Genomic DNA, 13,660 nt, shown 5'->3' with positions numbered 1-13,660 from the left:
CATTGAGTGCAAGAAAACGGCGGGGCTGAGCCCCGCCGTTTTTTGGTTTCAGCCCTGATCGACCGGTCAGGCGGCCTTGCGCTCCACCATCATCTTCTTGATCTGCGCAATGGCCTTGGCCGGGTTCAGCCCCTTGGGGCAGACCTTGGCGCAGTTCATGATGGTGTGGCAGCGATAGAGCTTGAACGGGTCTTCGAGATTGTCGAGACGCTCGGGCTGGGTTTCGTCGCGGCTATCGATCAGCCAGCGATAGGCCTGCAACAGCGCCGCAGGGCCCAGATACTTCTCGCCATTCCACCAGTAAGACGGGCAGGAGGTCGAGCAACAGGCGCAAAGAATGCACTCGTAGAGACCGTCCAGCTTGGCGCGGTTCTCCACCGACTGCGTCCATTCCTTCTCCGGGGTGGGCGAAGTGGTCTTGAGCCAGGGCTCGATGGCCCGGTGCTGGGCATAGAAATTGGTCAGGTCCGGCACCAGATCCTTGACCACCGGCATATGCGGCAGCGGGTAGATCTTGATCGGACCGGTCGAGTCGTCCATGCCCTTGGTGCAGGCCAGGGTGTTCAGCCCGTTGATGTTCATTGAACACGAGCCGCAAATGCCCTCGCGGCAGGAGCGCCTGAGCGTCAAGGTCGGGTCGGTATTGTTCTTGATGTAGAGCAGGGCATCCAGGATCATCGGCCCGCAATTGTCCAGGTCGACAAAATAGGTATCGATGCGCGGATTGTCCGCTTTGTCCGGATCATAGCGATAGATATGCAATTCGCGCAGGCGCGTGGCGCCCTCAGGCTTGGGCCAGATCTTGCCCTTTTGCGGCTGGTCGGCCTTGCGCAAAGTCAGTTCGGCCATTTTCTTCGCTCTTCCTTCTCAACTTCGGAGCCTTCGCTCCAAGGAAATGTCAGTTCGTCCGCTCAGTAGTTCGGCTTGCAGACCTGGTTCGATCTGGCAACATAGGTGTTGTAGGCATCATAGTCCGCGGCGGCAGGCGAGCCGCCTTTCATCGAGGCGATCACCACGCCCATGAAGCGCTCGTCGATCAACGTCATGGCCGCATCCGCCTTGCATCGGCACAGCTCGGCATTCTGCGAAATGCCAACGCAGACTGCATAGAACTCATCCTTCTGGGCAGCGGTGGGCGGAGCCGCTATCACCGCCAGAGTGCTCGACGCCACCAGACTCAATCCCAGGAGATACTTCCGCATCATCGGCTCCGGCTTTCGGGCTGGCCTGCATGCGCCGGCCCTGTTCCTGTTCGGCCGGCGCGGGCTGCACCGACCGGAAACTGTCATAGCTGCGCTCTTCGCACAGATGGCACATCGCCCAGTCCTAGTAGACACGCGCCTTGGGCGCGATCTTTTTGAGGTCGATGCCGCCCTGGTCGAGCGGGGTCAGCGGGTCCACGATTACCGGGCGATAGCTGAGGTCGACCGCACCGGAGGCGACATCCACTGTCGCCAGCGTATGCTTGCGCCATTCGGCGTCATCGCGATTGGGGAAATCCTCATGCGCATGCGCGCCGCGGCTTTCATGACGAGCCTCGGCCGACACCACGGTGGCGATGGCGCAGGTCATCAGGTTTTCCAGCTCCAGAGTCTCCACCAGGTCCGAGTTCCAGATCAACGAGCGGTCGGTGACCTTGACGTCGGGGAGGCGAGAAAAGATCTCGCTCATCGCCTTGACGCCATTCTTGAGCGATTCCGAAGTGCGGAACACGGCGGCGTCCGCCTGCATGGTGTGCTGCATTTCATCACGCAGCCTGGCGGTCGGCTGTGAGCCATTGGCATTGCGGAGCCGGTCGAAGCGGGCGAGAATTTTCTCATCCTCGCTCTTGTTGATCCCCGGCACCGGCGCAGCCTTGTCCAGCACCTTGCCGGCGCGCAGCGCCGCGGCACGGCCAAACACCACCAGGTCCGTCAGCGAGTTCGAGCCCAGGCGATTGGCGCCATGCACCGAGGCACAGGCCGCCTCACCCACCGCCATCAGGCCCGGCACGATGCGGTTCGGGTCATCGGCCGTCGGGTTGAGCACTTCGCCGTGATAGTTCGCGGGAATGCCGCCCATATTGTAGTGCACTGTCGGCAACACCGGGATCGGCTCGCGCGTGAGATCCACCCCGGCGAAAATCTTGGCGCTCTCGGTAATACCCGGCAGGCGCTCATGCAGCACCTTGGGATCGAGGTGATCAAGGTGCAGGTAGATGTGGTCCTTCTTGGGACCGACACCCCGGCCCTCGCGGATTTCCAGCGTCATGCAGCGAGAAACCACGTCGCGCGAGGCCAGGTCCTTGGCATTGGGAGCATAACGCTCCATGAAGCGCTCGCCTTCCGAATTGGTGAGATAACCGCCCTCGCCGCGCGCGCCCTCGGTAATGAGCACGCCGGCGCCATAAATGCCGGTGGGATGGAACTGCACGAATTCCATGTCCTGCAAAGGCAGGCCGGCGCGGGCCACCATGCCATTGCCATCGCCGGTACAGGTATGGGCCGAGGTCGCCGAGAAATAGGAGCGGCCATAACCGCCCGTGGCCAGCACCACCATCTTGGCGCGGAACCGGTGCAGCGTGCCATCATCGAGCTTCCAGGCCATCACGCCCTGGCATTCGCCATTCTCGCCCATGATCAGGTCGAGCGCGAAATATTCGATGAAGAACTGCGCGTCATTGCGCAGGCTCTGGCCATATAGCGTGTGCAGGATCGCGTGGCCCGTGCGGTCGGCGGCAGCACAGGTGCGCTGCACCGGCGGGCCATCGCCAAACTCGGTCATGTGGCCGCCAAACGGGCGCTGATAGATCTTGCCCTCTTGGGTACGGCTGAACGGCACCCCATAGTGCTCCAGCTCATAGATCGCCGCCGGGGCCTCACGCGCCAGGTATTCCATGGCGTCATTGTCGCCCAGCCAGTCCGACCCCTTGACGGTGTCGTACATGTGCCACTGCCAGCTATCAGGGCCCATATTCTGCAGCGAGGCGGCAATGCCACCCTGCGCGGCCACTGTGTGCGAGCGTGTGGGGAAAACCTTGGTGATGCAGGCTGTGTTGAAGCCCTGCTCGGCCATGCCCAGCGTGGCGCGCAGGCCGGCGCCGCCGGCCCCCACCACCACAACGTCGAATTCGTGGTCGATCAGTTCATATTCAGCCATTTTTGATCAACCCCAGAAGACGATTTTGAGCACGGCGCCGGCGCCCAGAAGCGCCACGGCAAGGCAGAACAGCGTGTTGAGCAGCATGGCCAGGCGATACATCGATCCGGCGAGGTAATCTTCCAGCGTATCGCGCATGCCATTGCGCATATGGATCGCGGCGATAGCGATCAGCGCGGCAAAGGGAATGCCGACGAACCAGTTGCCCAGCAGGCCCACCACATCGGTACGGTCCTGTCCGGCCAGGCGCACCACCACGAACAGCAGCAGCAGCAGGAAGGCGATATTGATCGCCCCCGTCAGCCGCTGGGTGATGAAATGCCGGGTCGAGGCCCGTGCATCCCCGTAGTGGGTCTTGGGATCGGCAATGGTCTCAGTGGTTATCACGGTTTCACGCATATCAGGCCATCCACACGAAAACGGTCCAGATCAGGAGGGTGATGGCCACCGAGGCGCCCAGCGTGGCCCAGGCCATCTTGTCGCGCTGGCCAGGCTCCATCATCACGGCAAAATCCCAGACGAAATGTCTCAGGCCGCCGCACATGTGATGCACCAGGCTCCAGGTAAAGCCGAACAGCACCAGTTGGCCGAACCAGCTCCCATAGATGTAGTTGACGCTGGTCAGCGCATCCTGGCCGATGGCCGCGGCCACCAGCCAGATGGCCAGCAGCGCCATGCCGCCATAATTGGCAATGCCGGTGGCACGGTGGATGATGGACATCGCCATTGTGACGGTCCAGCGGTAGATTTGCAGATGTGGGGAAGTGGGGCGGGCTCTGACCGACATGGGGCGTTCCGGGGCCTTTCCTGATGCGGCGCTGTGCCGCGTCCAGTTTGGAATGGTTCGACCCTTTAGCGCCCATTTGTTACCAAATCAAAGCCCCCCAACCGCCCCAACGTGCAACTTTCGGCGCAATCCGCACTTTGTTCGCATAGCGCACAGCATGTTCGAGGTGCGAAGCGGCCGGCGGACGCGATCCGACAGTCTATCCCGGGGACATTCGAAAAAGCGCACCCCAACGCTTCCATGTTCACCCATCGGCCATATGGTAAACAATTATTAGCCTCCTCCGTGGAATTTATCGGTCGACTACGGAGAATTCCCAATGCCCCTGTTTGCCAGCGTCAAATCCCGCATCTATGCCGCCTTTGCCGGCGTCACTGCCATCATCCTGATTGTCGGCGCCATGTCGATCATCATGATGGCCTCGGCCGGAAGCCTGTTCGGCCAGTACCAGTTTGCGGCCCAGCAATCCCAGGAAATCAACGACTATGTGCGTGATGTGGAAACCCTGCGGCAGGATCTTGAGTCCTATCTGCGCGCGCCGTCCTCGAATGGCGAGGCGCGAGTCCGCGAAATGATCCTGGATGTCGGCACCACGGACGCAGATGGCTACGCCTTCTTCCTGCACGATCCGGTCTCGGTGGCGGCAATCGACGAGGTGACGCTGCAGTCTCAGGCCTATGACGCGATCTTCACCGATCTGGTCGCCGCCCTCGCTGACGGCACCCCCGCCCAGGATATCCCCCAGGCCGACGAGTTGCGCTCCCTGGGCGAAGAGATGAGCGTGCTCTACAATGAGATGTCGGATCGGGCCAAAGAGGCACAGAACACGCTTGGCCCGCAGATCGTCGACCAGCAGCAACGCCAGTTCTACATTATCGTCGGGGTCAGCCTTGTTGGCCTGATCGCCGGTATCGCGCTGGCGGTGGTCACCGCACGCTGGCTCAGTGGCGCCTTTGCCAATCTGACCTCCACCATGCGCACGCTGGTCGAAGGCAATTACGAGATCGCCATCACCGGCATCAATGACCGCAACGAGCTCGGCGACATGGCACGGGCACTCGAAACCTTCCGCAGCAATGGCCAGCAAATGGCCACTGCCGAAGCCGAAAAGGCGGCCCAGGTCAGCCAGACCCAGGCGCGCGCGGAAATGATGGCCCGCTTTCAGTCCGCTTTTGACGGGGTCATTGCCCAGGCCATGCAGGGCGACTTTTCCGGTCGCATCGATGACCGCTATGACGACCCCGAGATTGACCGCATTTCCGACAACCTCAATGCCATGCTCGGCTCAATCGAAGAGGCGCTGGGTGAGGCCGAACAGGTCCTTGACGCCCTGGCCCGGGCCGATCTGCGCCAGCGTATGCTGGGTGCCTATGCCGGGGCCTTCGACCGTCTCAAGACCTCGACCAACAACGTCGCCGACAAGCTCGCCGATATGGTCACCGAACTGCGCGACACCTCGCGCGCCCTCAAGACCGCCACCAACGAAATCCTTTCCGGCGCCAACGACCTCTCCGAACGCACCACGCGTCAGGCCGCCACCATTGAGGAAACCTCGGCCACCATGGAGCAGATGGCCTCTACCGTCTCGCTCAATGCCGACCGCGCCCGCGAAGCCAGCGCCAGCACCGACAAGGTGACCCAGGTGGTCCAGGCCAGCAGCGCCGTGATGGACGAGGCAACCAGCGCCATGAGCGCCATCGAAACCTCCTCAGGCAAGATTTCCAATATTATCGGCCTGATCGACGACATCGCCTTCCAGACCAATCTGCTCGCGCTCAACGCTTCGGTTGAAGCGGCGCGCGCTGGCGAGGCGGGCAAGGGCTTTGCCGTTGTCGCCGTGGAAGTCCGGCGCCTGGCACAGAGCGCGGCCGAAGCCTCCTCCGAGGTCAAGGCGTTGATCGAGCAGAGCGCCGGCGAAGTGCGCAATGGCACCCGACTGGTGGCCGATGTGGCCGGGCGCCTCGCCGAGATCATCGAGGGCGTCAAGCAGACCGCTGGCGTCATGGAAACCATTGCCAGCGACAGCCAGGCCCAGGCCTCCGGCATTGCCGAGGTCAATGTCGCCGTCCGCCAGATGGACGAAATGACCCAGCACAATGCCGCGCTGGTGGAGGAAATGAACGCCTCGATCGAGCAGACCGAAGGCCAGGCTACCAAGCTCGATACGATTGTTGCGACCTTCACCCTCACCGATCCGGGCAAGTCATCCACCCAGCAACCGCGCCTCGTCGCCGCGACAGGCAAAGCCGCCCCGAAATCGGACGATGCCCGCGGTCTCCTGGGCAAGGTGCAAAAAGCCGCCAAGGCCTATTTCGGCGGCGCGGCCGCCGAGGACTGGAACGAGTTCTAGGGACCAGTGAGAAGCAAGGGTCGACATGTCCGGCCCGAGCTTTTCATTGCACCCAAGAAGGGTTATGCGGTCCCTGCATTCTTCGCGGGGACCGCATGACCGATCGCATTTCCATTATTCGCGCCGAGCTGCTCATGAAGAACTGGGGCACGCTCTCTAATGTGACGCTCGACTACCGGCACAGATCGGGCACGGTGCAGCGGCTCGAGCGCGAAGTCTATGACCATGGCAGCGCCGCCGCCATGCTGCTGCACGATCCCGAACGCGACACCGTTTTGCTGGTCCGCCAGTTCCGGCTGCCGCCCCTGCTCAATGGGGACGCCCCGGACCTGCTCGAAGTTTGCGCCGGCCTGCTTGATAGCGAGGTGCCCGCTAGTGCGGCGGCCCGTGAGGCGCTCGAAGAAACCGGTCACGAGCCCAAGGGTGTACGGCACGTCTGCGACATCTATACCTGCCCCGGCTCGCTGACCGAAAAAGTCAGCCTGTTCCTGGGCGTGTATGACCGCACCACGTTGCGCCACGCGGGCGGCGGTCTCGAACACGAAGGCGAGGAGATCGAGCTGGTGGAACTCGATTTTCCCGAGGCCCTCGCCATGACCCGCGATGGCCGCATCGTCGATGCCAAGACCATCATCCTGCTTCAGCACCTGGCGCTGCAGCAATCAGGCTGACAAACGCACGGCTCAATGCATCGGTCCACGCCATTCACGCAAAGCGCTCATGGTCTTCTTCGCTCCATCGGGTAACTGGACCCAGCGGCCTGCGGGACGCTCAGTAGTCGATCAGCTTCTTGTCCGGATCATAGGGTTGGTCCTTGGCGGTTCGCGTCACCGCCTGGCCGCAGCGCATTTTCTTGGACACCGCGTCATAGGCATAGGTCGGGCCGCCATGGAGCTGCCATCCCTCGGACAGCGCCTTGGTGACTTTGTGGCAAAAGGCACTGTCATCCTCGCCGGTGAGCAATCGGTAGATCAGCATGCATATCCCCGTTTGTGCCGGCGCCCAACGCCGGTGATTGATCTTCTCGCCTCTTACAGCTAATCGAAACTTCATGCACAGCTTTCCTCAGCACCTTCTCGATGGCCACGCCAATTTCATGTCCGGTCGCTATGCCCGGGAGAAAGAACGCATTCGCGATCTGGCCGAAACCGGCCAGAAACCGACCACGCTGATCATCGCCTGCTGCGACAGCCGCGCGGCGCCCGAAATGATCTTCGATGCCGGCCCGGGTGAGCTTTTCGTGCTGCGCAATGTGGCCAATCTGGTGCCGATCTACCAGCCGGATGGTGGCCAGCACGGCACCTCGGCCGCCATTGAATTTGCCATCAAGGGCCTTTCAGTGTCCAACATCGTGGTGATGGGTCATGGCCGCTGCGGCGGGATCAAGGCCGCACTTGATCCGCACATGAAGCCGCTCGACAGCGGCGATTTCATCGGCAAATGGATGAGCATGCTGGGCGATCTGCCCGGCCAACTCGGCCAGAATACCGCGATGACCGATGCCGAGCGCCAGACTGCCATGGAGCGAATCTCGATCCGCAACTCCATCCGCAATCTGCGCACCTTCCCTTACGTCAAATCGCTCGAAGACAAAGGGCAACTGGCGGTACACGGCGCCTGGTTCGACATTTCGACCGGCGAATTGTGGATCATGGACAACGATGGCGACTTCATCCGCCCCCAACTGTGAACCCCTGTGCCGCCGCATAGCCAATGATCGCCCGCGCTAGATTTGTCTGGGGCGGCTTGTCCTGCTTTTGCCCCGAACTTGCACTGGGCCCGCCGCATTCGTGATCACTAGAGCGCAGCCCATTGCTGCGAAGACGCAGACTTTCACGCTTTCGTGATTGCTGCAGGCCCATCTCGCAAGTGCCTCACTGCGCCCGGAAATTGCCCCGGAAATGGTCCGGCTGCGCCCTTCTGCCAGCCATCACCGGCCACAATGCGCAACGATTGTCTGTCTCACGGAACGCAGACCAGCGCTCCGTCGGTGGGGGATGTCCCCGTCCGTTTTCGTACAATCAACATGGAGCATTCCCATGCAGAAAATCGTCCTGACCACGCTGTTCGCCCTTGGCCTGTCCGGTGCCGCCATGGCGCAGGCTGCCACCGATTTCGTGGCTGTCGACACCGACCTCAATGGCGGTGTGTAACTGACCGAAGCCCAGGTGGCATGGCCGGACCTGACCGAAGACGCCTTTGCCGCAGCCGATACCGACGGCAATGGCGAACTTTCGGCGGACGAATACGACATTCTGGTGGCTGCCGCCGCTGCGCCGGCTGTCGAGTAAGCCGACTCAGGGAGGGCCGCCACGAGCGGCCTTCCCTCAATCGAGCCGGATCGGCGGTTCGCTCTTTTTCGCCTTGCGCAGGGTCACGATCAGCCCGCAGATCACCAGCAGGGCCCCCAGCACCTCGATCCGCGTGATCGTCTCGCCCAGCACCAGATAGCCCGAGGCCAGCCCGGTAATCGGTACCAGCAAGGTGAACGGCGCCACCACCGAGGCCGGATGCCGCCCCAACAGCCAGCTCCAGATACCCCCGCCGAGCAGCGTGGCCGGATAGGCCAGGAACGCGATCAAGCCCGCATCGCTCCAGGAAAAGCCTGCCAGCGCGCCCGTGACCGCTGGCCAGCCCTCGGTTGTCAGCGACAACAGCAAGAGCGGCACCGGCGCCGCCAGCACCCCCCAGACGGTGAACGACACGGCATTGACCTTGCCCGCCTTCTTGGTCAGCACATTGGCCACGCCCCAACTCAGTGCGGCCAGCAACACCATGCCCAGGGGCAGGAGATTGGTTGCCTCCAAGCGCTCCGAAGCGATCACCGCGATCCCGGCAAAGGCAATCCCCGCCCCGATCACCTGGAACCGGCTCGGCCGCTCCCCCAGGAGCACAAAGGCGATCACCATGGTGAAAAAAGCCTGGGTCTGCAGCACCAGCGAGCTTAGCCCCGCCGGCATCCCCCAGGCCAGCGCCAGGTTAAGAAAACCGTAGAGCGCCACGCCAAAGGCCAGCCCGAAAGAAATGACGATCCAGGCCGGCGCCCTAGGCGGCCTGACAATGAGCACCGCCGGAAAAGCCGCCGCCGCAAAGCGCAACGCCGCCGCCAGGATCGGCGGCAGCGCTTCCACGCTCAGCTTGATGACAACGAAATTGAAGCCCCAGATGGCGACGACCATAAGGGCAAGAAGAATATGGCGGATTGGCATAAAACTTAGGTCCGGTAAGACTTCGCTTGTACGCCCGGCCCCTTTCCCCCTCAAGGGCGCAAATCCGCAATCCGTCCATGCATCAACGCAACCGGCCTCCCCAAGGGGAGGCCGGTCACATGGGCCAATTTCTTGTTCCTTTCCCCAAGAGGGAGAGGAATGGTCAATTTCAAGCCGCCAGGGCGCGGGCCTTGTAGCCCTTTTCGATCAGCGTCTCGGCGATCTGCACTGTATTCAGCGCCGCGCCCTTGCGCAGATTGTCGCTGACCACCCAGAGCACCAGGCCATTTTCCACCGTAGTGTCCTCACGGATGCGGCTGACAAAGGTGTCATATTCACCCACGCTTTCCACCGGGGTCGCATAACCACCGGCTTCGCGCTTGTCGATCACCGAGACGCCCGGGGCTTCACGCAGGATATCGCGGGCCTCATCGGCACTGATCGGATTGGCAAATTCGAGATTGACTGCTTCGGAATGTCCGACAAATACCGGCACGCGCACGGCGGTGCAGGTCACCTTGATCTTGGGGTCGAGCATCTTCTTGGTTTCGGCCAGCACCTTCCACTCTTCCTTGGTGTAGCCGTCTTCCATGAACACATCGATATGCGGGATGACATTGAAGGCAATCTGCTTGGGGAACTTGCCCGGGGTCGGGCTGTCATTGACGAAAATGCCCTTGGTCTGGTTCCACAGCTCGTCCACGCCTTCCTTGCCGGCGCCAGAGACCGACTGATAGGTCGACACCACCACGCGGGTGATCTTGGCCGCGTCATGCAGGGGTTTGAGCGCCACCACGAGCTGGGCGGTCGAGCAATTGGGATTGGCAATGATATTGGTGCGCTTGGGGTCGGCCAGCCAGCGATCCAGGATATCCCCGTTCACTTCCGGCACCACCAGCGGCACGTCCGAATGATAGCGCCAATAGCTCGAATTATCGATCACGATGGCCCCGGCGGCGGCAATCTTGGGGCCCCACTCCTTGGAGATCGAGCCACCCGCCGACATGATGGCGAAATCGACGGTCGAAAAGTCGAAATGCTGCAGGTCCTTGGCCTTGAGCACCTTGTCGCCATAGGACAATTCCTTGCCGATCGAACGTGACGAGGCCAGTGCAAAAACCTCGTCGGCCGGGAACTTGCGCTCGGCCAGAATATTGAGAACTTCGCGGCCCACATTGCCTGTGGCCCCGACGACAGCGACGCGATAACCCATAATGGAACTCCGGTTCCTTACCATTTTCGCCCCCCGCACGATGGCGAGCCATCGCGGTCAATGCTTTTGCGCCTCTCCCCGTCGGGAGTGCGACCCGGGGAAAAGCGTCAGGCGGTTTTGGTGGTTTTGGTCATGGCCGGCATGCCCCCGGTGGTGAACCGGGTGGTGGCAAGAGCTGCTTTGATGCTGCTGCGGCTGCGCATGACGAACTAGGCTTCCTCTAGAAAAGCAGGACTTCTCATACTCCGAAATAGGAAAGAGTCAATGTTCTTGCCAACCGGTCGCCGGCCCGCCCGTTCCATGCCCGGGCTTGATCCGGGCCCCATTTGCAGCGCATACCGCCTCCAGAATGCGCCACCAAACCGGTCCGGGTGCAGCAGGCCAGCCATCTCTGCCGGCGCAAAGGAAACTGAAACATGCCCGATTTCGACGTCATCGTTCTGGGAGCAGGCGCCGCCGGCATGATGGCGGGCATTGAGGCCGGCAAACGGGGCCGCAAGGTGCTGGTTGTCGACCATGCCCGCGATCCGGGTGAAAAGATCCGCATTTCAGGCGGCGGACGCTGCAATTTCACCAATGTGAACGCCACTCACACCTTTGGCCGCGAGCGGTTCCTCGGCCAGAACCCGCGCTTCGCGCTCTCCGCGCTCTCCCGCTACACCCCCGAAATGTTCATTGCCCGGGTCAAGAAGCAGGGCATTGCCTATCACGAAAAAACCCTTGGCCAGCTCTTCTGCGACGGTCCCGCCACCCAGATCGTTTCGATGCTGATCAATGATCTGCGCGCCGCGGGTGCCTCCATCTGGACCGGACGCGCGGTGGGCAGCATCGAAAAGACCACCGATGGCTTTGATGTGATGATCGGGGATGGGCGGGTGACCGCTTCAAGCTTGGTCGTGGCCACGGGTGGCAAATCCATTCCCAAGATGGGCGCGACGGGCCTGGCCTATCAGATTGCCCGCCAGTTCGGCCTTGCCGTCACCGACACAAGGCCAGCCCTGGTGCCCCTGACCTTCGAGCCGGGCGCGCTGGAGCAACTCAAGCCCCTGGCCGGGGTCTCGACAAATGCGGTGGTCGGCCATGGCAAGACGCGGTTTGAAGAAGCCCTGCTCTTCACCCATCGCGGCCTTTCCGGCCCCGCAATTTTGCAGATCTCGTCCTATTGGCGCGATGGCGACGCCATTTCGGTCGATCTGCTGCCCGGCGAAGATGCACTCGAGCTGTTCCGGGCCGCGCGCAAGACCACGCCAAAACTGCATCTCCAAACCGTGCTGAGTGACAGGCTGCCCCGGCGTCTCGCCCAGCTTGTGGGCGAACTGATCGACCAGCCCGGCATGATTGGCGATCTGTCCGACAAGAAGCTGATGGCCGCCGCCGAGCAGGTTTCAAACTGGCGCCTCAAACCCGTCGGCTCGGAAGGCTACCGCACCGCCGAAGTGACGTTGGGCGGCATCGACACCACCGGGCTCGACGCTAAGACCATGGTCGCGCGCGAGGTGCCGGGCCTGTTCTTTGTTGGCGAGGCGGTAGACGTCACCGGCTGGCTGGGCGGTTATAATTTCCAGTGGGCCTGGGCCTCGGGCTGGGCTGCCGGACAAGCCGCCTGAAGCCTGGCTAGAACTTCCAGCCGAGCCGCAGGCCGAAATTGGACAGCCCGTCATTGGCTGCGCACCAGCCATTATTGGAGGTGTGTTCGTAGGTCAGCGTGGCTGTGGCGTTCTCGCTCATATTCACACCTACCCCCCAGCGTTCGTAGAAATTGACCCGGCAACCGAAATTCTGCCGGCCCGGCGCCGCCCCGGTCAGCGCACCATCGTGAATGGCGGCCCCCAGCCCTGCTTCGAGATAGATGGGCGTATCAAAAATCGGCAACTGCCAGGTCAGATTGGCATGCACCAGGCTGTCGCGTCCGGCAAAACTGATGGTGGTGCCGATCTCGGGGCGCGGCGCGCCAATCCAGCGGAAGGCATCGATATCGGGGGAGGTGAACAGGACATCGAAGCTGACATCTTCGACATCGCCCAAATTCCATTCATGCACGAGAAACGGCAGCGCGGCGTGGTGCACGCGATGGGCGTGCAGCCCAATGCGAAACTCATCCACCACGCCCGCCAGCGGGTGTGGACTGAGCAGGTCGTTTGCCTGAGCCGGAGCCGTTGCTATGCCGGCAAACACCGCAATGGCTACTAATACATTCCGCATTGCACCTCTATCCCCTTGGGAACCCATATGGGCCACGGCAAACTAGCGAAAGTCAATTGTCCTATCACCACAGCCTGCGGCCAAAGCGTCTAGAACCGAACGCCCAGGCGCAGGCCAGCGTTGCTCATTGGATTATCGGCCTGACCGCACAGCCCGAAATCCCTGATATGCTGTACACTGACCATCACCGCCACATTGGGCAGGACATCGAGCCCAACACTGGCCTGGGCCTGGGCCTGCACCGCACAACCGAAGCGCGAGGCCCCTTGGTTGATGACATCACTTTGGACTGCCGCCCCAAGGCCGGCCTCGACAAATACCGGAACCACGGGCGCCCTGACCGTCCAGCTCAATCCCGCATAGGCAAAGCCATCTCCTGCGCCCGGGTCGAAGCTCGCCCCCAGATGCGGTCGGAACTCGCCTGGCAGCAGCAGCGTCGCAGGATTGGGGATCGACACAAGCAATTCGGCATTGATATCGCGCAGACGCGTTGGATCGAGCAAATTGGTGTCCGGCTGTACGAAATCGCGCATGCCCAGCCCGCCACGCGCTTCCAGCAGCAAGGTCTGGCCCAGTCCGGGAATGGTCAGCCCCCCAAACGCCAGAGCGGCAACAAGCATGTGGATCAACGGGCGATGCGACACGGAACTACTCAGGAGCCTTTGGAAAAGCCATTGGGCCGGTCACAGGCTTCCGGTGCAAGTTCTGCCTAACAGCGTCTTTAATCTATCGTTAAAATTGCGCGGATCGCCACAGAACCC

The 13,660-nt window shown here is 61.9% G+C and carries 15 protein-coding genes; 5 read left to right on the top strand and 10 right to left on the bottom strand.

Annotated elements, in window-relative coordinates; translation table 11 throughout:
- Nucleotides 1-66: 66 nt before the first annotated feature.
- The 5 genes from GO014_RS09755 to sdhC form a co-directional block, all read right to left on the bottom strand.
- A complete protein-coding gene (locus tag GO014_RS09755) occupies nt 67-849 on the bottom strand; it encodes a succinate dehydrogenase iron-sulfur subunit (RefSeq protein ID WP_157290164.1) in 783 nt (260 codons plus the stop codon).
- A 62-nt stretch (nt 850-911) separates the two neighbouring features.
- Nucleotides 912-1,202: a hypothetical protein gene (locus GO014_RS09750; RefSeq protein WP_157290163.1), complete on the bottom strand. Its 291-nt coding sequence runs from the start codon at nt 1,200-1,202 to the stop codon at nt 912-914.
- 124 nt (nt 1,203-1,326) lie between these two features.
- Nucleotides 1,327-3,138 (bottom strand): succinate dehydrogenase flavoprotein subunit, encoded by a 1,812-nt coding sequence (sdhA, locus tag GO014_RS09745; RefSeq protein ID WP_157290162.1) that lies wholly within the window; start codon nt 3,136-3,138, stop codon nt 1,327-1,329.
- Nucleotides 3,139-3,144: 6 nt separating this feature from the next.
- Nucleotides 3,145-3,537 (bottom strand): succinate dehydrogenase, hydrophobic membrane anchor protein, encoded by a 393-nt coding sequence (gene sdhD, locus GO014_RS09740; RefSeq protein WP_116587445.1) that lies wholly within the window; start codon nt 3,535-3,537, stop codon nt 3,145-3,147.
- Between the two features lies 1 nt (nt 3,538).
- Nucleotides 3,539-3,925: a succinate dehydrogenase, cytochrome b556 subunit gene (sdhC, locus tag GO014_RS09735; protein WP_157290161.1), complete on the bottom strand. Its 387-nt coding sequence runs from the start codon at nt 3,923-3,925 to the stop codon at nt 3,539-3,541.
- Nucleotides 3,926-4,244: 319 nt separating this feature from the next.
- Here sdhC and GO014_RS09730 point away from each other — a divergent pair, with 319 nt between their 5' ends.
- Both GO014_RS09730 and GO014_RS09725 read left to right on the top strand, forming a co-directional pair.
- Nucleotides 4,245-6,275, top strand: coding sequence for a methyl-accepting chemotaxis protein (locus GO014_RS09730; protein WP_246204535.1), 2,031 nt, complete (start codon nt 4,245-4,247; stop codon nt 6,273-6,275).
- A gap of 95 nt (nt 6,276-6,370) precedes the next feature.
- Nucleotides 6,371-6,946 (top strand): NUDIX domain-containing protein, encoded by a 576-nt coding sequence (locus tag GO014_RS09725; protein ID WP_157290160.1) that lies wholly within the window; start codon nt 6,371-6,373, stop codon nt 6,944-6,946.
- 100 nt (nt 6,947-7,046) lie between these two features.
- On the opposite strand, the gene GO014_RS09720 is transcribed toward GO014_RS09725, so the two are convergent.
- On the bottom strand, nt 7,047-7,253 hold the full coding sequence (locus GO014_RS09720) for a DUF1737 domain-containing protein (RefSeq protein ID WP_116587449.1): 207 nt from the start codon (nt 7,251-7,253) through the stop codon (nt 7,047-7,049).
- A 73-nt stretch (nt 7,254-7,326) separates the two neighbouring features.
- On the opposite strand from GO014_RS09720, the gene GO014_RS09715 reads away from it, so the two are divergent.
- Together GO014_RS09715 and GO014_RS19420 are read left to right on the top strand one after the other, a co-directional pair.
- Nucleotides 7,327-7,965: a carbonic anhydrase gene (locus GO014_RS09715; RefSeq protein WP_116587450.1), complete on the top strand. Its 639-nt coding sequence runs from the start codon at nt 7,327-7,329 to the stop codon at nt 7,963-7,965.
- 478 nt (nt 7,966-8,443) lie between these two features.
- Nucleotides 8,444-8,566 carry a hypothetical protein gene (locus tag GO014_RS19420; protein ID WP_281351177.1) on the top strand — a complete coding sequence of 41 codons (123 nt, stop codon included), beginning with the start codon at nt 8,444-8,446 and terminating at the stop codon, nt 8,564-8,566.
- Between the two features lie 36 nt (nt 8,567-8,602).
- Here GO014_RS19420 and GO014_RS09710 read toward each other — a convergent pair whose 3' ends face one another.
- Both GO014_RS09710 and GO014_RS09705 read right to left on the bottom strand, forming a co-directional pair.
- On the bottom strand, nt 8,603-9,484 hold the full coding sequence (locus GO014_RS09710) for an EamA family transporter (RefSeq protein ID WP_157290159.1): 882 nt from the start codon (nt 9,482-9,484) through the stop codon (nt 8,603-8,605).
- A 169-nt stretch (nt 9,485-9,653) separates the two neighbouring features.
- Complete coding sequence (locus GO014_RS09705; protein WP_116587452.1) at nt 9,654-10,697, bottom strand: aspartate-semialdehyde dehydrogenase; 1,044 nt, start codon at nt 10,695-10,697, stop codon at nt 9,654-9,656.
- 416 nt (nt 10,698-11,113) lie between these two features.
- Here GO014_RS09705 and GO014_RS09700 point away from each other — a divergent pair, with 416 nt between their 5' ends.
- Nucleotides 11,114-12,304 carry a BaiN/RdsA family NAD(P)/FAD-dependent oxidoreductase gene (locus GO014_RS09700; RefSeq protein WP_157290158.1) on the top strand — a complete coding sequence of 397 codons (1,191 nt, stop codon included), beginning with the start codon at nt 11,114-11,116 and terminating at the stop codon, nt 12,302-12,304.
- 7 nt (nt 12,305-12,311) lie between these two features.
- Here GO014_RS09700 and GO014_RS09695 read toward each other — a convergent pair whose 3' ends face one another.
- Nucleotides 12,312-12,899 carry an acyloxyacyl hydrolase gene (locus GO014_RS09695; RefSeq protein WP_157290157.1) on the bottom strand — a complete coding sequence of 196 codons (588 nt, stop codon included), beginning with the start codon at nt 12,897-12,899 and terminating at the stop codon, nt 12,312-12,314.
- 89 nt (nt 12,900-12,988) lie between these two features.
- Complete coding sequence (locus GO014_RS09690; protein WP_157290156.1) at nt 12,989-13,543, bottom strand: acyloxyacyl hydrolase; 555 nt, start codon at nt 13,541-13,543, stop codon at nt 12,989-12,991.
- Nucleotides 13,544-13,660: the final 117 nt, after the last annotated feature.

It is taken from the genome of Devosia marina (assembly GCF_009758415.1).
GTDB classification, from domain to species: domain Bacteria; phylum Pseudomonadota; class Alphaproteobacteria; order Rhizobiales; family Devosiaceae; genus Devosia; species Devosia marina.
This window is presented reverse-complemented; position numbering and strand designations above follow the sequence as displayed.